The organism is Streptomyces sp. CNT360 (assembly GCF_000424785.1).
In genome coordinates this window covers 633,557-652,125 of record NZ_AUKO01000003.1, presented here as the reverse complement: position 1 = coordinate 652,125, position 18,569 = coordinate 633,557, and the positions used below count along the sequence as shown (strand labels likewise).

The 18,569-nt window shown below is 70.6% G+C and carries 18 protein-coding genes, 1 other RNA gene and 1 pseudogene; 10 read left to right on the top strand and 10 right to left on the bottom strand.

Annotated features, from left to right (window positions below):
* The 3 genes and pseudogenes from H297_RS35640 to H297_RS41470 form a co-directional block, all read left to right on the top strand.
* Positions 1-369: pseudogene (locus tag H297_RS35640) on the top strand (transposase); the annotation flags it as partial.
* A 92-nt stretch (positions 370-461) separates the two neighbouring features.
* On the top strand, positions 462-2,027 hold the full coding sequence (locus H297_RS41475) for an endonuclease NucS domain-containing protein (RefSeq protein WP_078513882.1): 1,566 nt from the start codon (positions 462-464) through the stop codon (positions 2,025-2,027).
* Positions 2,028-2,400: 373 nt separating this feature from the next.
* Positions 2,401-3,209 (top strand): IS5 family transposase gene (locus H297_RS41470; protein ID WP_199787170.1). Its coding sequence is split into 2 segments (ribosomal slippage): positions 2,401-2,740 and positions 2,740-3,209, totalling 810 coding nucleotides; the frame shifts between segments, so codons are not numbered across the junction.
* Positions 3,210-3,321: 112 nt separating this feature from the next.
* On the opposite strand, the gene H297_RS43205 is transcribed toward H297_RS41470, so the two are convergent.
* The 4 genes from H297_RS43205 to H297_RS0110185 all read right to left on the bottom strand — a co-directional run bounded on the left by H297_RS43205 (position 3,322) and on the right by H297_RS0110185 (position 6,806).
* Positions 3,322-3,525: a hypothetical protein gene (locus H297_RS43205; RefSeq protein WP_158693666.1), complete on the bottom strand. Its 204-nt coding sequence runs from the start codon at positions 3,523-3,525 to the stop codon at positions 3,322-3,324.
* 253 nt (positions 3,526-3,778) lie between these two features.
* An RNA gene (gene rnpB / locus H297_RS40220) (RNase P RNA component class A) lies at positions 3,779-4,189 on the bottom strand.
* A 103-nt stretch (positions 4,190-4,292) separates the two neighbouring features.
* Positions 4,293-5,528, bottom strand: coding sequence for a lactate 2-monooxygenase (locus tag H297_RS0110190; protein WP_078513881.1), 1,236 nt, complete (start codon positions 5,526-5,528; stop codon positions 4,293-4,295).
* 444 nt (positions 5,529-5,972) lie between these two features.
* Positions 5,973-6,806, bottom strand: coding sequence for an SDR family oxidoreductase (locus H297_RS0110185; RefSeq protein ID WP_078513880.1), 834 nt, complete (start codon positions 6,804-6,806; stop codon positions 5,973-5,975).
* Positions 6,807-6,970: 164 nt separating this feature from the next.
* Here H297_RS0110185 and H297_RS0110180 point away from each other — a divergent pair, with 164 nt between their 5' ends.
* The 3 genes from H297_RS0110180 to H297_RS0110170 all read left to right on the top strand — a co-directional run bounded on the left by H297_RS0110180 (position 6,971) and on the right by H297_RS0110170 (position 10,603).
* Positions 6,971-8,359, top strand: a complete 1,389-nt coding sequence (locus H297_RS0110180) for a multidrug effflux MFS transporter (RefSeq protein ID WP_027736957.1) — start codon at positions 6,971-6,973, stop codon at positions 8,357-8,359.
* Complete coding sequence (locus H297_RS0110175) at positions 8,341-9,519, top strand: serine hydrolase domain-containing protein (RefSeq protein ID WP_078513879.1); 1,179 nt, start codon at positions 8,341-8,343, stop codon at positions 9,517-9,519. Before H297_RS0110180 ends, H297_RS0110175 begins: the two co-directional genes overlap by 19 nt.
* A gap of 97 nt (positions 9,520-9,616) precedes the next feature.
* Positions 9,617-10,603: a small ribosomal subunit Rsm22 family protein gene (locus H297_RS0110170; RefSeq protein WP_027736955.1), complete on the top strand. Its 987-nt coding sequence runs from the start codon at positions 9,617-9,619 to the stop codon at positions 10,601-10,603.
* A 69-nt stretch (positions 10,604-10,672) separates the two neighbouring features.
* On the opposite strand, the gene H297_RS0110165 is transcribed toward H297_RS0110170, so the two are convergent.
* Positions 10,673-11,257 carry a TetR/AcrR family transcriptional regulator gene (locus tag H297_RS0110165; protein ID WP_027736954.1) on the bottom strand — a complete coding sequence of 195 codons (585 nt, stop codon included), beginning with the start codon at positions 11,255-11,257 and terminating at the stop codon, positions 10,673-10,675.
* Between the two features lie 99 nt (positions 11,258-11,356).
* On the opposite strand from H297_RS0110165, the gene H297_RS0110160 reads away from it, so the two are divergent.
* Positions 11,357-11,743: a nuclear transport factor 2 family protein gene (locus H297_RS0110160; protein ID WP_027736953.1), complete on the top strand. Its 387-nt coding sequence runs from the start codon at positions 11,357-11,359 to the stop codon at positions 11,741-11,743.
* A gap of 48 nt (positions 11,744-11,791) precedes the next feature.
* Here the strand turns inward: H297_RS0110160 and H297_RS0110155 are convergent, their stop codons facing one another.
* Complete coding sequence (locus tag H297_RS0110155) at positions 11,792-12,232, bottom strand: carboxymuconolactone decarboxylase family protein (protein WP_027736952.1); 441 nt, start codon at positions 12,230-12,232, stop codon at positions 11,792-11,794.
* Positions 12,233-12,379: 147 nt separating this feature from the next.
* Positions 12,380-13,186, bottom strand: a complete 807-nt coding sequence (gene ddaH / locus H297_RS0110150) for a dimethylargininase (RefSeq protein WP_037793446.1) — start codon at positions 13,184-13,186, stop codon at positions 12,380-12,382.
* Between the two features lie 238 nt (positions 13,187-13,424).
* Between ddaH and H297_RS0110145 the strand changes: the two genes are divergently transcribed.
* On the top strand, positions 13,425-14,051 hold the full coding sequence (locus H297_RS0110145) for a TetR/AcrR family transcriptional regulator (protein WP_027736950.1): 627 nt from the start codon (positions 13,425-13,427) through the stop codon (positions 14,049-14,051).
* 33 nt (positions 14,052-14,084) lie between these two features.
* On the opposite strand, the gene H297_RS35630 is transcribed toward H297_RS0110145, so the two are convergent.
* The gene (locus H297_RS35630; protein WP_051351700.1) at positions 14,085-14,867 is read right to left on the bottom strand and encodes a glycerophosphodiester phosphodiesterase family protein; all 783 of its coding nucleotides are present in this window, start codon (positions 14,865-14,867) and stop codon (positions 14,085-14,087) included.
* Between the two features lie 479 nt (positions 14,868-15,346).
* Here H297_RS35630 and H297_RS0110135 point away from each other — a divergent pair, with 479 nt between their 5' ends.
* On the top strand, positions 15,347-16,186 hold the full coding sequence (locus tag H297_RS0110135; protein ID WP_027736948.1) for a bifunctional DNA primase/polymerase: 840 nt from the start codon (positions 15,347-15,349) through the stop codon (positions 16,184-16,186).
* A 72-nt stretch (positions 16,187-16,258) separates the two neighbouring features.
* On the opposite strand, the gene H297_RS0110130 is transcribed toward H297_RS0110135, so the two are convergent.
* On the bottom strand, positions 16,259-17,245 hold the full coding sequence (locus H297_RS0110130; RefSeq protein WP_037793442.1) for an SCO2278 family lipoprotein: 987 nt from the start codon (positions 17,243-17,245) through the stop codon (positions 16,259-16,261).
* A gap of 137 nt (positions 17,246-17,382) precedes the next feature.
* On the opposite strand from H297_RS0110130, the gene H297_RS0110125 reads away from it, so the two are divergent.
* Positions 17,383-18,123: a CDP-alcohol phosphatidyltransferase family protein gene (locus tag H297_RS0110125; RefSeq protein WP_027736946.1), complete on the top strand. Its 741-nt coding sequence runs from the start codon at positions 17,383-17,385 to the stop codon at positions 18,121-18,123.
* Here the strand turns inward: H297_RS0110125 and H297_RS0110120 are convergent.
* Complete coding sequence (locus tag H297_RS0110120; protein WP_027736945.1) at positions 18,083-18,553, bottom strand: adenylyltransferase/cytidyltransferase family protein; 471 nt, start codon at positions 18,551-18,553, stop codon at positions 18,083-18,085. The genes H297_RS0110125 and H297_RS0110120 overlap by 41 nt on opposite strands.
* Positions 18,554-18,569: the final 16 nt, after the last annotated feature.

The window sequence follows — 18,569 nt, the reverse complement described above, 5'->3', positions numbered from 1 at the left end:
TTCAAGCTCGTGCTGGAGAAGATCCGCGTCCCCAGGAACGGTCCGGGCAGGCCACGCAGGAAGCCCGACAGCCTGGCGGCCGACAAGGCTTACAGCAACGGGCCCTGCCGCGAGTACCTGCGACGACGGGGCATCCGCAACACGATCCCCGAGAAGACCGACAGCCAGGCCGCCCGCCTGCGAAAAGGCTCACGCGGCGGACGGCCACCCGGCTTCGACGAAGACCGCTACAAGAAACGCAACACCGTTGAGCGGACGATCAACCGTCTAAAGTAGTCCCGGGCAATCGCCACCCGCTACGACAAACGCGGGTACGTCTTCCTCGGCACCGCCACAGCAGCAGCCCTGGTCATCTGGTTGCGCACTTGATCGCCAGGACAAGTCCTAGCGCATCAGCGTCCGAGTCGGGACATGCTTACCTGTGCAGGTTTACAGAAGTCCACCGCCAATGAAGCATCACTATGCAAGAATGGGTTTCATTCAAGCAGCGTGTAGCGAACTTCTACTTCGAGAGAGATCAGTTTCCGATGACGAGCGGGCGACCCGAGAGTGAACTTCGTGATCAGATCGCTGGGGACCTTACACTTATCGAGCCCGGACTCACTCTAGTTGAGACTGAATTTCACCTCAAAAATCCTAGAGGGGCTCGCGGATACATCGATATCCTCGCGCGGGACAGAATGAATAAACTAGTGGTTATCGAACTCAAGCGAAGCGATTCAACCGCGCGACAAGCGATTCACGAAATCTTCAAGTACGTCACGCTCCTCCGCTCGGAGCACGGGTTAGGCGTGGATCAGGTTCGGTGCTTGCTGATCTCTACTAGCTGGTCAGAACTCCTGGTGCCCTTTAGTGAATTTGTCCGCACCGTTGAGTACATGGCCGAGGGTAAGCAGATGACGCTAAGCACTGACGGAAGTGTTGCCACCATAGAATCAGTTGCTCTCGTACAAGATTCACCTCACGTCTCACTTGCCCCCTGGCACAGCATTTATCTCTACGTGGATCACAAAGACAGAAAATCAGAGCTAGCAAAACTTGTCAGCGGAATGCGCGATGCAGGAATCGTAGATTACGTCATAGCCCTGTTGTATCACACCGAGGATTCGAGTGGCGTGATTTACCCGTACGCGATTTACGCTGCCATGTCTTTGGGATTTCCGAAGGGGGAGCCACTGCAGGCGTACACATCACCCGAATATGAAAAATACGACACGCTCAGTTTTAAAGCGTCGAAGCGGTTGCACCCGAACTCCTTGGAGATCGGCTACCCAGATAAATTTCGGCAGATCCTACGCTCATGGGAAATAGAGGACCTCGTTCGCGGCGGCCGCTTTAGTTCTGACCTCCTGTGGCCTGACGATGGACTTCTAGGACTGATCCTGTCCGAGGATGGACAACACTCGGACTGGCTTGAGGTTGCGGCCTCCCCTCGACACGCGCCATCTTGGAAAACATTCCGCACTAACCTTACAAGGTTCCTGCAAGGGAATGACGTTTGGCATGATGGCGTAAGCTACGTGTTGGATGAAATTCGGGAAGAAGAAGCTACCGCATCTATCGAAATATTCAATCCGCGTGACATTATCACGTCAATAAGTTACGCCGCGCGTCACCAGAACACCTATGCGTTCCCGCTCCTAGAGTTGGTGATCAGCGACGAAGGCGGGGCTCGGGTGATTAAAGGTTATGCCTGCTGGGACGGTGAAACTCGCCCGACTAATCCAGAAGCGCTGATCAGCAGTGTGCTACCTGGGGGCATTGCAGAGTATCTTGACAGGTATCATTTCGACTTGCTTGGTGAGTGTGATCCAGAAATGATGGGCGAGCATGGCCTATCGTACGAACTCTTCGAGGTTTCCGGCGGTAGATTCATGAATCGTTTCGATGTGGACAGTTCAGCTTGGATGGAATTTGACGAAACCCAAAGGGGGCAATGTGACCCAGTAGTTCAATTTCTGATTTCCAATCGCGAGTACGTTCGGCGACTTGAAGCTTTGGTTCGTCCCGCATTCGAGCATTCTTGATCTGCCCTCATGGGGTTGCGCTCAGAGGTCAGTGCAGTTGCCTTGGGCTGGAGCTACTTGGCGCAGGATACCGAGGCCTCACACTGGCCAGCGGATCGGGTTAGCTCCTCACCTGCTCGCAGTACCTGATCTGAGCCCTGTTCTTGGTGAGCGCCACTGAGATCCCGGTGAGGAAGTTAGCCACGATGGTGGGTGAGACGGCCGATCACCTGTACGTATGCCCCTCAGGTGCCCACCGGTATCAGCCAAACTTGTGGCCTTCTGGTCTTTGCCCCACAAACACCTGCGTGCTACCCGGTTCTAACTGATCGTTTCAGAATGAAGTTCGTTGTGGGGCTTGGCGGTTGTGTGTTGGGTCGGCAGGATTTGGTGAGTGTCTGCTGATCTTGTCCCTGATGACCTGTGGGAACGTGTGGCTCCGCTGCTGCCTGCTCGTCCGGCGAGGCGGTATCGGTATCCCGGGCGGTTGCCGGCGGACGACCGGGCTGCGCTGCGGGGCATCGTTTATGTGCTGTGCAAGAGCGTGAGCTGGCGAGATGTTCCGGCTGACCAGGTCGGCTGCAGTGGTGTGACGGCCTGGCGACGTTTGCGGGACTGGACCGAAGTGGGCGTCTGGCCGCAGCTGCACGAGGTGCTCCTGGCCGAGTTGCGGGCGGCGGGTTTGCTGGACATGGATGACGCGGCGGTCGACGGCTCGCACGTCAGGGCCCTCAAAGGGGGGCTCACACCGGACCTTCGCCGGTCGGCCGGGCCCGGCCGGGCAGCAAACACCACCTGATCGTCGACCGGCACGGGGCCCCCTTGGCCGTCTCGCTGACCAGCGGGAATCGCCACGACGTGACACAGCTGATGCCGTTGCTGGACGCGATACCCCGCATCCGCGGTGTTCGAGGCCGGCCCCGCCATCGGCCGCGCCGACTGTTCGCCGACCGCGGCTACGACTACGACAAGTACCGCCGACTGATCCGGGCCCGTGGCATCGCCCCGAAGATCGCCCGCAAAGGTCTTGCCCACGGCTCTGGCTTGGGCAAGACCCGCTGGGTGGTCGAGCGAACCTTCGCCTGGCTCCACCAGTTCAAACGACTGAGGATCCGCTACGAAATACGCGCCGACCTCCACCTCGGGCTACTCCAACTCGCCTGCAGCATCATCTGCTTGAGACGGCTCAGAACCTCATTTTGAAACGATCAGTAAGCCAGGCCGTCGATGGCGGTGACGACTGCTTTCCACTCGGCAAGGTCCGTAAGAACCGAGAAGTCGGTGGTCATCAACTCGTGGTGGAAGTTGTCGCCCTTCATCGGTCGTACTCATCCAGCGCCGAGCGACGCGGCGTCACAGGTGGCAGCGCTGGGCTGGTGGGGCCAAGTGAGGGGCCGTCTTGCTGTCCCTGCTGCTTCAACAGCTTGTCCAGGTCGGTCTCGGTGCCGTGGTCCTGAGTCTTGTACGCCTTCTTGGCATCTCGCAGGCTCTGCTCGCTCTTCGCCAGCCACGCAGCCACGTTCCCTGCCTGGATCTCCCATTGCTCGTGTGACTTCCGCAGCCCCTGGGCGGCCGTCCAGCCCTTGAATTCCGTCGCCGCCGTGCGCGTCGACGTCTCCGACGAGGCCGCCGCCTTGTAGAAGGCCGTGCCCAGGACTGGTGGCGCCCGGACCCTCCCCACCAGGGCTGGAGGCGGAGCCCGCCTCGGAACCGCCTCAGCTCCCACTGCGGGAGCCGAGGCGGCCTTCAATGCACGTCAGGCGCCAAGGGGGCGGACGAGTCGGCCTGTACGCCGGGTTCTGTTCCTCGGGGGCCTTGCGGCGCCCGAGGCGGCGGTCATCCATCTAGGGCCGGTGTTGCCACCGGCCTCGTGCGGTCTACCCGCGGACTCGGGCGGGCCGCCCTCGGTCGTCCGCGCAGGAGCACCGGGGTGCTCCCTCTTGACCTTGCTCCGGATGGGGTTTACCTAGCCGCCCAGGTCGCCCTGGGCGCTGGTGGTCTCTTACACCACCGTTTCACCCTTACCGGGATCCGTACCAAGACGGTTCCCGGCGGTCTGTTTTCTGTGGCACTGTCCCGCGGGTCACCCCGGGTGGGCGTTACCCACCATCCTGCCCTGTGGAGCCCGGACGTTCCTCGGCGAGGGAGCGGCACCCCCTCGACGCGACCACCCGGCCGGCTCGTCCGCCGTGCGCACCATGGTACCCGGCAGCCGACGGGGCCCGGTCGCCGGACAGCGGGGGCGGTGGGCCGCCGGCCGGGTTGCGCGCGCCTGTGGCAGGCAGCTCACCGGTGGTGCAGGTCCTGCGGGGACAGCTCGTCCGGGGTGCGGTGGCCCGAGAGCCCCAGCGTCAGGTCGAGGTCGGCCAGCAGCGAGCGCAGCACGTGCCGTACGCCGTCCTCGCCGCCGTGCGCGAGCCCGTACGCGAACGGCCGCCCGACGAGGACGGCCCGTGCGCCGAGGACGAGGGCCTTGAGGGCGTCGGCGCCGGTGCGTACGCCCGAGTCGAACAGCACCTCGACCCCGCTGTCGCGCAGCGCCTCCGCGACGCCGGGCAGTGCGTCCAGGGAGGCCATCGCCCCGTCGACCTGGCGGCCCCCGTGGTTGGAGACCACGACTCCGTCCATGCCGGCGTCGGCGGCCCGGCGGGCGTCGTCCGGGTGCTGGATGCCCTTGAGGACGATCGGTCCGTCCCAGTGCTGCCGCAGGAACGGCAGCCGGTCCCACGACCTGTCGGTCCCGGTGAACATCGGCACCCAGCGCAGCACCGCCGCGGCCAGGTCCTCCTCCGGAGGCTTCTCCAGTCCCGCGCGGAAGGCCGGGTCGGAGAAGGGGATCGCCGTGCCCACCCCGCGGATGAACGGCAGGTAGGCACGGTCCAGGTCCTGGGGGCGCCACGCCAGCGTCCAGGTGTCGAGGGTGACGACGAGCGGGGTGTAGCCCGCGCGGCGTGCCCGCCGCAGGATGCTGACGCACACCTCGTCGTCGTTCGGCCAGTAGAGCTGGAACCAGCGGGGGGCTCCCTCGCCGCTGTGCTCCGCCACGTGTTCGAGAGTGTGGGAGGAGGCCGTGGACAGCGTCATGGTCACGCCGAGCGAGGCGGCGGCGCGGGCGGTGGCCAGTTCGCCGTCCGGGTGGACGATCGACTGCACCCCGATCGGCGCCAGCAGCACCGGTGCGGGCATGGAGCTGCCCAGCACGGTGGTGCGCAGGTCGCGGTGGGTGGCGTCGGTGAGCATCCGCGGGATCAGCCGGTGCCGGTCGAACGCCTCGCGGTTGGCGCGGTGGGTGGCACCGGAGCCGGCCGAGCCGGCGACGTACCCGAACGCACCGGCGTCCAGGTGCGCGCGTGCCGAGGCGCCGAGGGCCGTCCCGTCGGTGGTGAAGGGCGGCTTCCGGCCCTCCAGGCCGTGCAGGTAGATGTCGTTCTGGTAGTGCGCGAAGGGCGAGCGGTGGGCGGGGTCCGCGGAGGTCTGCGAGGCCGGGGCGGAGGTCTCGGACGGGGACGCGGGGTCGGTCATGGCGGGGCTCCTTGACGGTCGGCGCCCGCCGCAGTCTCCTCCGCGGGGCGCCGGGCGGCCACAGCCGGCGCCCGGCAGGCCGCGTGATCTCGGCCTCAGCCCTCGTGCCCTGACCCGACATGCGACGCAGTGGTCATCGGACGAACCACCGGCGCCCACGCCGTCCGCCTGTGCGTGGCGTCGCACAGCGAGAGGGCGGTCGTGGCCTTCGGCAGCCGGGAAGGCACATCTCGACCAGGACTGCTGAGCGCTGCGGCCGGATGACCGTGAGGAACTCGTCGGCCGCGCCGACCCCGGGAAGGGGCGCTACCGCGGCATCCACGTCACCGCGGGGCTCGGGGAGCGGCTGCAACTGGCCGACCCCGTGGGCGTGGTGCTGGAGAGACCGGAAAGCTCAGGGAACTTCATGCGCGGAGTCCGCGGTGCGGGCCCGCGCGGGGGCTCTCAGCCGCGTCCGATGTAGGGCATCTTCGTGGCCGTCACCGTCGCGAACTGGACGTTGGCCTCCAGGGGGAGGGACGCCATGTGCAGGACGGTGCGGGCGACGTCGGCGGCGTCCATGGTGGCCTCGGCGGCGAGTGTGCCGTCGGCCTGGGGAACGCCCCGGGACATGGCGGCGGTCATCTCGGTGGCGGCGTTGCCGATGTCGATCTGGCCGCAGGCGATGTCGTAGGGGCGGCCGTCCAGGGAGAGGGACTTGGTCAGTCCGGTGACGGCGTGCTTGGTGGCGGTGTAGGCGACGGAGCCGGGGCGTGGGGTGTGGGCGGAGATCGAGCCGTTGTTGACGATGCGGCCGCCGCACGGCTGTTGGCTCTTCATCAGGCGGAAGGCCCCCTGCGCGCAGAGGAAGGCGCCGTGCAGGTTGACGTCCACGACGCCTCGCCACTGCTCGAACGTCAGGTCTTCCAGCGGGACTCCGGGGCCGAACGCACCCGCGTTGTTGAACAGCAGATCGAGTCGGCCCCACTCCTCGCGTACGGCGTCGAAGAGGGCGGTGACGGCTGCCGGGTCGGTCACGTCGGTGGGAACGCACAGGGTGGAAGCGCCGCTTCGGGCGTCCCGGGCGAGCGCGGCGGTCTCCTGCAGCGGTTCGCGGCGCCGCCCCGCGAGGGCCACCGTCCAGCCGGCCGCGGCCAACTCCAGGGCGACGGCCCGTCCGATCCCCGACCCGGCGCCGGTGACCACGGCCCCACGCCGCCGGGTGTCCGCGGCGGTGGCGGCAGCGGTGCCGGAGGAGAAGGCGTGGCGGGTGTGCTGCTCGTGCTGCTGCTGCGTCATGGGCGGCAGCGTACGTGGCGCCCCGGGGCCGCCATCGGGTGTGGAGTTCGTCACCGTTCCGGTTTCCGGCCAGGTGACGGCGGTGGACGGCGAACAAACGTATGTGCGGCGGCCGGAAAGCCTGGGAGAATGTTCGCGTCCGTGACAATCTCCTGGAGAGGTGCATGACCAGCTCCGGCCCCCGGCAACCGGCCGCAGTACCCGCCGAGACCCCGCACTCCGCCTCCGCCTCCGCGACCGCCTCGTCCACCCCCGCGGCCCCGGCGCACGAACCCCCGCGGCGGTCCGCGCCCTCCCCGGCGCCCGCCGCACCGCACGCGCCCACGGCCCCGCCCGCCGCCGCACTGACGGGACGGCGCCGCGCGGGACTGCTGCTCACCCTCATCCTGGGCGGGCTGACCGCGCTCCCGCCGCTGTCCATCGACATGTACCTCCCGGCCCTCCCGGAGGTCAGCGGTGCGCTGCACGTGCCCGCCGCCACGGCGCAGCTCACCCTCACGGCCTGCCTGATCGGGCTGGCCGTCGGCCAGCTCATCGTGGGGCCGATGAGCGACCGGTTCGGGCGGCGCCGGCCGCTGCTCGTCGGCATGAGCTGCTACGTCGTGGCGGGTGTCGCCTGCGCGCTGGCACCGACCGCCCCGACGCTCACCGTCTGCCGCCTCGTCCAGGGGCTCGCCGGCGCCGCCGGGGTGGTGATCGCGCGGGCGGTGGTCCGCGACCTGTACGACGGGCTGGCCATGGCCCGGTTCTTCTCCACCCTGATGCTGATCTCCGGCGTGGCGCCGATCCTCGCGCCCGTACTGGGCGGTCAGGTGCTGCGCTTCACCGACTGGCGGGGCGTGTTCGTGATCCTCTCCGCCATCGGGCTGCTGCTCGTCCTGGTGGTGCTCCGCAAACTGCCCGAGACGCTGCCTCCAGCCGAGCGTCACCGGGGCGGACTGCCCGAGGCGCTGCGCAGCATGCGGGCGCTGCTCGCCGACCGGGTCTTCGCCGGATACCTGCTGACCTCCAGCCTCGCCTTCGCCGCGCTGTTCTCGTACGTGTCGGCCTCGCCGTTCGTCATGCAGGAGATCTACGGTGCCTCGCCGCAGACCTTCAGCCTGCTGTTCATGGTCAACTCGGTCGGCATCGTCGCCTTCGGCCAGCTCAACGGCAAGGTGCTGGTCGGCCGGGTCTCCCTGGACCGGGTGCTGGCCTTCGGCCTGTGCATGGTGGGCGTCGCCACGGTGGCGCTGCTGGTGATGACCACCGGGGTCTTCGGCACGGTGGGGCTGGCGCCGCTGGCGACCGCGCTGTGCGTGCTGATGTCCGGCATGGGTCTGATCATGCCGAACGCCAACACGCAGGCGCTGATGCGTACCCCGCGCTCGGCCGGGTCGGCCTCCGCGCTGCTGGGCACCTCGCAGTTCCTCGTCGGTGCCGTCGCCTCGCCGCTGGTGGGGGTCGCGGGCGAGCGGACCGCGGTGCCCATGGCACTCGTCCAGTTCAGCGCGGTGACCCTCGCCGCGGTCGCCTTCGTGGGACTCTGCCGCCCATGGCGCGTACGCGACTGAGGAGCGCGGCCGCACTGGACGGCGCCGGGGAACGGCGCCGCTTCCAGGAGAAGGCCGGGCTCGCCACCGCACCGCTGGCCGCCCTGACCGACGAGGTGGCCGGGCTGCCCGCCACCGGCTGGTGCGCGGGCGCCGTCGTGCTGGCCGGCCGCGGCCCCTACATCGCGGTGGAGCACGCCACCGGATGGGCGCTGCGCTACGCCGCCTGGGACGCCGCCGCCGAGCAGCCCGTCGAGCTGCCGCGCGACAAATGGCTGCCCATGCGGTCCGGCACCGTCTTCGACGTGGCCTCGCTCACCAAGCTGTTCACCTCCGTCGCCGCCGTCCAGCAGGTCGAGCGCGGCACCCTGGAGCTGGACGCCCCGGTCGTGGCGTACGCCGACCCGCGCGCCGGACTGGTCACCGACCACGGCATCACCGTCCGCCACCTGCTGACCCACACCTCCGGGCTCCGCGCCGAGCTGCCCTTCTACGAGCACAACACCGCGGAGCACCCCGCGCTGCTGTGGGCGGAGAAGCCGCTGGCCCCGCCCGGTACCGCGCACCGCTACTCCGACCTCAACCTGCTCCTGCTGGAGAGGGTGCTGTGCCAGGTGACGGGCCGGCCCCTGGACGCGCTGGTCCGGGAGGGCATCACCAAGCCGCTGGGCATGGACGGCACCCGCTTCTGCCCGCCCCGCTCCTGGCGGCCGCGCATCGCCGCAACCGAGGACCAGCGCAAGCCCTGGGCCAAGCTGAACCGCGGCCTGGTCCACGGGCGCGTGCACGACGAGAACGCCTACGCCATGGGCGGCGTCGCCGGGCACGCCGGACTCTTCTCCACGGCCCACGACCTGGCCGTGCTGTGCCGGACCCTGCTCGGCGGCGGCGCCTACGGGCCCGCCCGCATCCTGGCGCCGTCCTCGGTCGCCGCCCTGCTCGATCCGCCGGGCCTCGGTTTCCAGACGGGCGCCGCCTGGTTCATGGGCGAGCTCGCCGCCCCGCCGGGCGGCTCCCGGGCCGCGGGCCACACCGGTTTCACCGGCACCAGTCTGGTGCTCGACCCGGTGACCGACACCTTCCTGGTGCTGCTGGCCAACACCGTCCACCCCGTACGCAGACCCGCCGACAGCCGCCCCCGCGCGGCGGCGGCGACCCTGCTCGCCCGAGCGGTGCGCTGAGCCCTGCCCGGCCCGACCCCCCCGGGCGCCGAGCTCCTCGGGGAGCCCGGCCTCCGTCCCGCGCCGGGGAGGGAGCGGGTCTTCCTACACTGGTCGGGTGATCGAGCAAGAACTGCGCGGCGCGCTTGCCGCCCTGCTGGACGGGCTGCCCGCGCGGCAGGCGTCGGCCGCCGTCGAGCGGCTGATCGCCCACTACCGGGGCGAGACCCCCACCGGCGCCCCCGTGCTGCGGGAGCGTGCCGACGCGGTGGCGTACGCCGCCTACCGGATGCCGGCCACCTTCGCCGCCGCCTGCGCCGCGCTGGACGCCCTCGCCGAGCGGGCCCCGAAGTGGACGCCCGCCTCGCACCTGGACATCGGCGGCGGAACGGGCGCCGCCGTGTGGGCCGCGGCCCGGGTGTGGGAGGCGCCGCAGCAGACCGCCGTCCTCGACTGGGCCGCGCCCGCCCTCACTCTCGGCCGCGAGCTGGCGTCCGGCACCGACGCGGTGCGGGGCACCGCATGGCGGCAGGGCTCGCTGCGCGGGAGCGTGCCCGAGCTGGGGGAGGCCGACCTGGTGACCGTCTCCTACGTGCTGGGCGAGCTGACCGCCGGGGACCGGCGGGCCGTCGTGGATGCGGCGGCCCGTGCCGCCCGTGGCGCGGTCGTCCTGGTCGAGCCCGGCACTCCGGACGGCTACCTGCGGATCCGCGAGGCACGGGACGCCCTCCTCGCCGCCGGCCTGCGCGTGCTGGCGCCCTGCCCGCACGACGGGGTCTGCCCTGTGGTGGTGGGCGAGGACTGGTGCCACTTCGCCGTGCGCGTGGCCCGCTCCTCCCTCCACCGGCGCGTCAAGGGCGGTGAACTCCCGTACGAGGACGAGAAGTACAGCTTCGTCGCCGCCGTACGGGACGACCTGGGCGGGGCCGCGGCGCCGGGCCCCGCTCCGGCGCGCGTGGTCCGCAAGCCCCTGCTGCGCAAGGGACAGGTGCTGCTGGACGTCTGTGCACCCGAGGGCGGCCTGACCCGCCGTACTGTCACCAAGCGGGACGGCTCCGGGACCTACCGCGCCGCCCGCAGGACCGACTGGGGCGACCCCTGGTGACCCTGCGGGCGACCGGCATGCTGGGGCTGGAGGGGAGCCGGGCGGAGGTCTGCCGGGGACAGCCGCAGGTCACGGCGCGGACGGGGGCTCCCCGAGGAGACCTGCGACGAGTTCGCGGACGTAGGCCTCATCCGTACCGGGGATCGAGAAGACCACGCGGAAGTAGAGCGGCGCCACGATGCGGTCCAGGACCTGCTCCAGGGAGGGGGGCGAAGGTGCCTCGCCGCGCTCGCGCGCCGCGTCGAGTACGGGGCGGAAGCGCTCGCTGACCCTGCGCAGGCACTCACGCAGCCCTTCGTGCCGCTCGTCGACGTCGGGCGCGACCTCGGCACGGAAGAAGGCGATGCCGCCGGGCCGGGAGAGCTCCGCCAGCGTCCAGACCGCCTGGTTCTCCAGGTCGGTGCGCAGGTCGCCGACGAGCGGGGGCGCGCTCGCCTCGCCGCGTTGCTCGGCGACGTCGGCCAGGAGTGCGGCGAGCGTGCCCCAACGCCGGTAGAGAGTGCTGGAGTTGACTCCTGCGCGCTCGGCCACGGCGGGAAGGGTCACCTGGTCGGCGCCGCGCTCGCTCACCAGCGCGACTGCGGCGCCGTGCACGGCGGCACGGACGCGGGCACTGCGGCCGCCGGGCCGCTTGGTCGATGCGTCAGCGTTCACCCCTCCACTCTAAAGCAAAGATTTGCGCCTTAAGTGGCGGCGTGCGTACAGTCCACTAAAGCGGAGATCGCCGCTTCAGTGGACTGTGAAAGGAATGCCATGCCCGTCGACGAAGCCCCCCTCGCCCTCGGTCGCAGCTTCCACCAGGCCCTCGTCTCAGGCGACTGGGACGGCATCCGGGCCCTGCTGCACGACGACGCCACCTGGACCCTGCCCGGCGAGAACACCGTCTCCGGCACGGCCTACGGCGCCGACGCAGTGGTGGAGCGCGCTCAGCGGATCGCCTCCTACGGCCTCGACTTCGAGCTGCTGCACACCCTGGTCAGCAGGGAGAACATGGCTCTGTCCCTGCACAACACCGCGCGCCGCGAGGACGCCGTACTGGACGAATACCTGGCCACGGTCTGCCGCCTCCGCGACGGAAAGATCGCGAATATCGAGACCTATCTCTCCGACGTGTCCGGGATGAACGCCTTCTTCGTCTGACGGCCCCCGCCCCGGCTGTCCCGTGCCCCCTGGACCCGTTCGTTCCCGTCACCGGGCCGCCGCGGGCTTCATCTCCAGCGGGACGCCCAGCCGGTTGAAGGCGTTGATCAGGGCGACCTGTGCCACCAGGTGGCCGCGCTCGGACTCGTCGGGGAAGTGCGCGCACACCTCCTGCCACAGTGCGTCCGTCACCCGCACCCGGCCGGTGACGGCCTCGGTGTAGGCGAGGGCGGCCCGCTCCTTCGCCGTGAACAGCAGGGACTCCTGCCACACCGGGAGCTGGTCCAGCCGGTCCTGTCCCTCGCCCAGCCCGCGGGCCTGCCGCGTGTGCAGGTCCACGCAGAAGACGCAGCCGTTGAGCTGGGAGGCGCGGAGCTTGACCAACTCGCGCACCCCCGCCTCCAGGGGCCCGGCGTCGAGTGCCCCCTGAGCGCTGCCCAGTGCCCGGTACGGCTCGGGCGCCGCGCTTGCCATGTCCAGACGTGCCATCGTTCCTCCTCGGATCGTTCACTGCCGTGCACCGCCACCGGCACCACTGCCGTACGGCGGCGCACACTCACTCCAGGAAGACGAGTCAGCCCGCCCGGGTGTTACGGCACCGCGGCGGTACGCACCGCGGTGTCCCGGCGCCGGGTCTCACGGCCGGAGTTCCGCGGTCACGCACTTGACGCTGCCGCCTCCCTTCAACAGCTCGGTGAGGGCGACGGGTACGGGCTCGTAGCCGCGGTTGCGCAGCGGGGCGAAGAGGCCGGTCGCCGCCTCGGGCAGGAAGACGTGGTGGCCGTCGCTGACGGCGTTGAGGCCGAGCGCGCGGGCGTCGCTCTCCCCGGCGAGCAGCGCATCGGGGAACAGGCGCGCGAGCACGGCCCGGCTGCCCGGCGAGAAGGCCTCCGGGTGGTACATGACGTCCTCGCCGTCCGCGTCGAGGACGCACAGGGCCGTGTCGAGGTGGTAGTAGCGGGGGTCCACCAGGTCCAGGCCGATCACGGGCCGCCCGAAGAACTCCTGCGCCTCCCCGTGCGAGAGCGGACTGCTGCGGAAGCCGCGGCCGGCCAGCAGCCAGGATCGGGTGACGGCGAAGTCGCCCTCGCCCTCGTTGATGTGCACGGGTTCGGCCACCTCCCCGAACCCGTGCGCGCGGTACCACGTGCGGTGCGCCAGTGCCTCGGCGGTGCGCTCGGGGTGGGCGAAGCGCGCTCCCAGTACGCGCCCGTCGATGACGGTGGCGCCGTTCGCGGCGTACACCATGTCCGGCAGTTCCGGCACCGGATCGAGGAGGTCGACGGTGTGTCCGAGCGCTCGGTAGCGGTCGCGCAGCGCCTCCCACTGGGCGAGTGCGAGGGGCAGGTCCACGGGTTTGGCGGGATCCATCCAGGGGTTGATGGAGTAGGTCACGCGGAAGTGGACCGGAGGGCACATCAGATAGCGACGGGTTGCGTACATCTCGGCTCCTTACGGGGCATGGCGCACACGGTGCGGTAAGCCCATGGTTCCCTGCGCGGAGCCACTTCGTGCGGGCGAACGCCCAAGTGAGCGCGGTTTTCCCGGGGTTGAGCGACCCCGCACGGGGCGGCCCGGCTCGGCCCCGCCCGACCGGGCTCTGCCGCGTACGGGTACGGCGAGGCGTCACCGCTGCACCAAGACGGTTCGTATCGTCTTGTTCGGCTGCCAGGTTCGGTGCATGGCATCCACGACCGCGAGGGCCCCCGACGTCTCGCGCCGCAGCGAGCGCTCCCGCACGGCGATCCTGCGGGCCAGCATGGAGCTGGTCGGCGAGGTCGGTTACCCGAGGCTGACCGTCGAGGCCATCGCCGCCCGCGCGGGCGTCGGCAAACAGACGGTCTACCGGTGGTGGCCCTCCAAGGCGGCGGTGCTGCTGGACACGTTCACCGAGGGCGCGCGCGAGGAGGGCGCGGGGGCAGGGCTGCCCGACACCGGTGACGTCGAGTCCGACCTGAAGAGCGTGCTGCGGGCCACCGCCGACGAGTTCTCCGACGCCGCGTTCGAGGCGCCTTACCGGGCCCTGGCCGTCGCCTCCGCCGCCGACCCCGAGCTGGCCGAACAGTTCCACGCCCGCCTCCAGGCGCCCGGCCTGGAGGCGGGCGCCGAGCGGCTGCGCGCCGGTCAGGAAGCCGGGCAGATCGACCCGGAGATCGATTCGGGCCTCGCCGTCGACATGCTCCTCGGCCCGTTCCAGCAGCGCTGGCTCAGCCGCTCGGGACCGCTGACGCACGAGTACACCGACCGGCTGGTGGAGCTGGTCATGCGCGCCTTCGCCCCCCGCGGCGGGCAGCCCGCCCGAAGCTGACCGTGCGGCGGCTCACCGGGCGGGCGCGGGGCGTCAGGAGCGGGTGCCCGTGGGGGCCAGGCTGCCCGGCCGGTCGGTGACGATGCCCTTGCAGCCCAGCTTCAGCATCCGGTCGCGGGCCGCCTTGCTGTTGACCGTGTGCGACCACACATAGGTGATGCCCGAGCGCACCGCTTTGCGGACGTGCCGCGCCGCCGTCCCGTGGTCGACGCTGAGCATGGTGACGTACGGTTCCCAGTCGGCGGGGCGATCGGTGGCCATCTGCTTCGCCGAGCGCCACACGGCGGTCAGCAGCCCCTGCGCGTGGGCCCGCTGCGCGACCTTCGGGTCGTTGGACTCCACCAGCACCGTGCGGGTCAGATGCCGTTCGCGCACCAACCGGGCCAGCCGGGGCAGTCCGGCGGGGTCCTTCAGCTCCAGCATCAGCAGGCTGCGCCTGCCGAACCGGTCGAGGATCTCCTGGACCGAGGCGGGCCGTTCGGGCCGCCAGTGGCCGGGCAGGCTCCGCTTCGGGGTGAGCCGCACGTCCTGCCAGGCTGCCCAGTCCAGCGCGCCGACCTTGCCGTGCTTGTCGGTGGTGCGGTCCAGCGTGTCGTCGTGCATGGCCACGAGCGTGCCGTCGCGCAGCTGCCGGATGTCGGTGTCCAGCACCCGGGCGTAGCCGCGCTGGAGCGTGGCGGCCATGCCCTGCATGCTGTTCTCCGGCACCTCCTCGGCACCGCCCCGGTGCGCCGTGACGGTGGTGCCGGTGAGCTGCGGAGTGCCCGGCTCGCGGGCACCGGAGGCGGCACCGGCCTCCTGGGGTCCGGGCCGCATCAGGCCCCGCTCGTTGCGCCAGGACGCTGCCCGGCCTCTCCTTGCTCCCTGTTTCCCCGCTGCCTTCCTTGCCTTCCCCGCCACTGCTCCTCCCGCTGCCGCTGTCCCCGCCGCCTCGGCCGCCCTCACCGGTGCGGCCACCCTCGCGGGCGGGGACGCCGGTGCCGCGGCGGTGGCCGGCGTCACGGGGGAGGCCGCGAAGGCCAGGGAGACCAACGGGACCATGGAGACGAATGCCGCCTTTGTGACCATGAACCCAAGCTAGGCGCGACCCGGACGATCCGCCGGGCGGAGAACCCGGCCGGGTGGTCCTCACGGGTGACGCGCCCTACCCCGCGTTCCGGATCGCGCGCGGGAGAGCGCAGGATAGAGGGGAGACATCCGTGATCCGTGGATTCTCTCTCAGCGCGCCGTAGCACTGCGTACCCTCGGAATTCACGGGTTCGCCCGGCAGCTCCAGTCGCGGAATGAGGCGGTAGATGGAACGCGAGAGCAGGATCGGCCAGTGGCTGCGCCGACGGGGCGGTCAGGCGGACGCCGCGCGGACCGGCGGCGGGTCGCCGACGCGGTCGGCCGGGGGCCGGTCGCCGCGGGGGCGCCGCTGGTCGGGGCGCGGCCAGGCCGCCGCGAGCGCGGACGAGGCAGCCGCACGGCGCGAAGCCCTCCTGCTCACGGCCGCGGAGGCCGGTTTCCCGCTGGCCCCTGCCGCCCACCCGTCCGGCTACGGCTGCTCCTGCGTGCGGATCGGCTGTCCCACCCCCGGCCGGCACCCGGTCTCCTTCGCCTGGCAGACCCAGGCCACCAGCGACCGCGCCCAGGTCGAGCGCTGGCTGCGCGCCGAGCCGCAGGCCAACTTCGTCACCGCCACCGGCCGCGACCACGACGTGCTGGACGTCCCCGCCCAGGCGGGGTACGAGGCGCTGGCCCGGCTGGAGGAGCATGCGCGGTCCGCCGAGCCCGGCGCCGAGCCGGTACTGGGCCCCGTCGCGGTGCTGGGTGAGGACCGGATGCTCTTCTTCACCAAGACGCGCGGCCGGCCCGAGGACGAGGACGAGTGGTGGCCCTGCGAGCTGGACAGCCATCCGGAGACGATGGAGGAGCATCCGGGGCTGCGGTGGCACTGCCGGGGCAGCTACGTCCTGCTGCCTCCCTCGCGGCTGCCCGGCGAGGACGAGGAGGTCCGCTGGCTGCGGGAGCCCGATCCGGGGACCGCCCTGCCGGAGCCGCTGGCCCTGCTGGAGACCCTCACCGACGCCTGCGCGGAGTACGCCGTCACGGTGGACGGTCTGGAGGAGCGCGCCCCCTGGCCCGCCCGCTGACGACCGGTGCCGCCCCGCCGGGACGGCACCGGACCGGCCGCCCGGCGCAGCGGTGCGTGCCTGTGGCGGGGCTCAGCTTCCGCGGGCGGCCGTCAGTCCCTCGATACGGCTGAGGAAGCTGACCTTGCCGTTGGACTTGCTGGTCGGCACGGTCACCGCCTGCTCCGCCGTCCGCACGAAGGTGACCGAGTTCTTCGGCTTGCCGTCCATCATGGCCTTCACCAGCGGGTTCTTGATCTTCGGCTGGTAGCCGCGCGGCAGCGTCTGCTTGTGGTGGTGGCGGGTGGCGAAGAAGACCAGCGCGCCGCCGTCCTTGGTGCGCAGCCCGAAGGGTGTGAAGCCGGGTGACCCCAGGGCCTGGTCCGCGAACTCGTTGCGCACGTTCTTGCGCCGCGCCTCCTTCTCGCGCTGCTCCCGCGCCCCGCTGGTGTGCGGTCCAGCCACGAAGTCCTCCCCTGAGCCCTCCTGGAGGTAGCGCGCGTAACGGTCGCTCAGCTTGTTGGGCGGCACGGTCAGCCCGCCGTCGCCGCCGCCCACCGGTACGGCCACGACGTGGCCCTGCGCGTCGCGGGCCAGCTCGGGCAGCGCGTCGGAGTCGACCACCGAGAGGTAGGACGCCTTCCACGGCCCGTCGGCCCGCTCCCGTTCGAAGACGAACAGCCAGCGGCCCTGCCCCTTGCGGTTGCTCCGGGAGTCCGTGACGAAGAACTTGGGCCAGCCCGCCTGTTCGGGGATCAGGTAGCGGGTGTCGGTCAACTTCAGCTTGCGGTACCCGGGGTTGCCGTCGGCGTCGACCTTCCGGCGGGAGGTGAGCCCCGCCTGGTCGATGGAGCCGAGCGCCCCGGTCTCGATGGTGGAGTTGAGCTTCGCGTCGTAGGCGGTGTTGGCGCGGTTGCTCTTGTCGACGAAGCCGGCGAGTACCTTCGCCGCCTCCTTCTTGCTCAACGCGGGCACCACGGCGCTCTCCCCGTGCACGGTCACACAGCCCGTGAGCGAGGCGAGCAGCACCGCGCCCGTCACTGTCGCCGCCAGCGGTATGCGTACAGGCCTGCGGGCCATCGACCCCTTCCCCTTCACTTCCCCTCCACCCGTTCCACCCTCCCGTGCTCCCGGCGAACGCGACCCTACCGTGCGGGGTGTGGCGGTCCGCGTGGTGCCTGGCACAGTATGCGCGGCAGCACGAGCGAGGGGGACATATGGCGCAGACCACACAGCGGCCCGCGGGATTCGGGTCGGCACTGCACGCGTTACGGGCGGCGCAGAAGACCGCGAAGGGCGTCTCCCTCTACTCCCGGTACGTCAACCGGCCCGCCGGCCGCGTCCTGGCCGCCGCCGCCCACCGTGCGGGTCTCACCCCGAACCAGGTCACGCTGCTCAGCGCCGTCTGCTCCTTCGCGGGCATCGCCGCGGTGGCGCTGGTGCGGCCCTCCTGGGGGCTGGGCGCGGGCGTGTGGGCGGCGCTCGTGCTCGGCTTCGCGCTGGACTCGGCCGACGGGCAGCTCGCCCGGCTGCGTGGCGGCGGCAGCCCGGCGGGGGAGTGGCTGGACCATGTGGTGGACTGCGCCAGGATCGTGGCCCTGCACACCGCCGTGCTGATCTCCTTCCACCGCTTCGCCGACCTGCCCGGCGAGGGGTGGCTGCTGCTCCCGCCGGGGTTCCAACTGGTGGCGGTGCTGGTCTTCTTCGGCGGGCTGCTCACCGACAAGCTCCGCCCCCGGGCCACTGTCGGAGCCCCTGCCGGACGACCGCCCTCGACGCTGCGCGCGGTGGCGCTGCTGCCCGTCGACCACGGCGTCTTGTGCCTGCTGTTCCTGCTGCTGGGAGGGCAGGGGCTGTTCCGCGCCGGGTACGCCGCCCTGTTCGTCTGTTACGCGCTCTTCCTCGTCGCCTGCGGCGTCAAATGGTTCCGGGAGCTGTCCGCGTCCCCTCCGGGCTGACCGGTTCGGGCGGGGCGAGCGCGTCCAGGGCACGGCGGAGCTGAGTGCTGGAGGTATGCATGGTGTACGGGAAGTAGACGACCTCTACGCCGACCGTACGGAAAGCGGCCTCCAGCTTCTCCCCTTTGGGCGTAGCCCGCCAGTCGTCGCCCTTGAACAGCACGTCGAAGCGGACCTGCTGCCAGGTCACCAGCTTGTCGGGCACCGTCTCCACGAACGCCGCGTCCACGAACCGGATGCTCCGCACGATCTGCAACCGTTCCACGAGGGGGATCACCGGCGGCCGGCCCTTGGCGTGCTCGGCCATCTCGTCCGAGACCACGCCTGCGACCAGGTAGTCGCAGCGTGCGCGGGCGTGCCGCAGCAGGTTGAGGTGGCCGACGTGGAAGAGGTCGTAGGCGCCGGGCGCATAGCCCACGGTGTGCGTCATGGCGGTCCCCCCAGGG

Bases quoted from the DNA above. Each gene is read 5' to 3' on its own strand.
- H297_RS0110180 (WP_027736957.1), top strand. From the start codon at position 6,971: ATGACCAGCTCCGGCCCCCGGCAACCGGCCGCAGTACCCGCCGAGACC.
- H297_RS0110160 (WP_027736953.1), top strand. From the start codon at position 11,357: ATGCCCGTCGACGAAGCCCCCCTCGCCCTCGGTCGCAGCTTCCACCAG.
- H297_RS41475 (WP_078513882.1), top strand. From the start codon at position 462: ATGCAAGAATGGGTTTCATTCAAGCAGCGTGTAGCGAACTTCTACTTC.
- H297_RS0110130 (WP_037793442.1), bottom strand. From the start codon at position 17,245: ATGGCCCGCAGGCCTGTACGCATACCGCTGGCGGCGACAGTGACGGGC.
- H297_RS0110185 (WP_078513880.1), bottom strand. From the start codon at position 6,806: ATGACGCAGCAGCAGCACGAGCAGCACACCCGCCACGCCTTCTCCTCC.
- H297_RS0110155 (WP_027736952.1), bottom strand. From the start codon at position 12,232: ATGGCACGTCTGGACATGGCAAGCGCGGCGCCCGAGCCGTACCGGGCA.
- H297_RS0110125 (WP_027736946.1), top strand. From the start codon at position 17,383: ATGGCGCAGACCACACAGCGGCCCGCGGGATTCGGGTCGGCACTGCAC.
- H297_RS0110145 (WP_027736950.1), top strand. From the start codon at position 13,425: ATGGCATCCACGACCGCGAGGGCCCCCGACGTCTCGCGCCGCAGCGAG.
- ddaH (WP_037793446.1), bottom strand. From the start codon at position 13,186: ATGTACGCAACCCGTCGCTATCTGATGTGCCCTCCGGTCCACTTCCGC.
- H297_RS0110190 (WP_078513881.1), bottom strand. From the start codon at position 5,528: ATGACCGACCCCGCGTCCCCGTCCGAGACCTCCGCCCCGGCCTCGCAG.
- H297_RS0110175 (WP_078513879.1), top strand. From the start codon at position 8,341: ATGGCGCGTACGCGACTGAGGAGCGCGGCCGCACTGGACGGCGCCGGG.
- H297_RS0110120 (WP_027736945.1), bottom strand. From the start codon at position 18,553: ATGACGCACACCGTGGGCTATGCGCCCGGCGCCTACGACCTCTTCCAC.
- H297_RS35630 (WP_051351700.1), bottom strand. From the start codon at position 14,867: ATGCGGCCCGGACCCCAGGAGGCCGGTGCCGCCTCCGGTGCCCGCGAG.
- H297_RS0110135 (WP_027736948.1), top strand. From the start codon at position 15,347: ATGGAACGCGAGAGCAGGATCGGCCAGTGGCTGCGCCGACGGGGCGGT.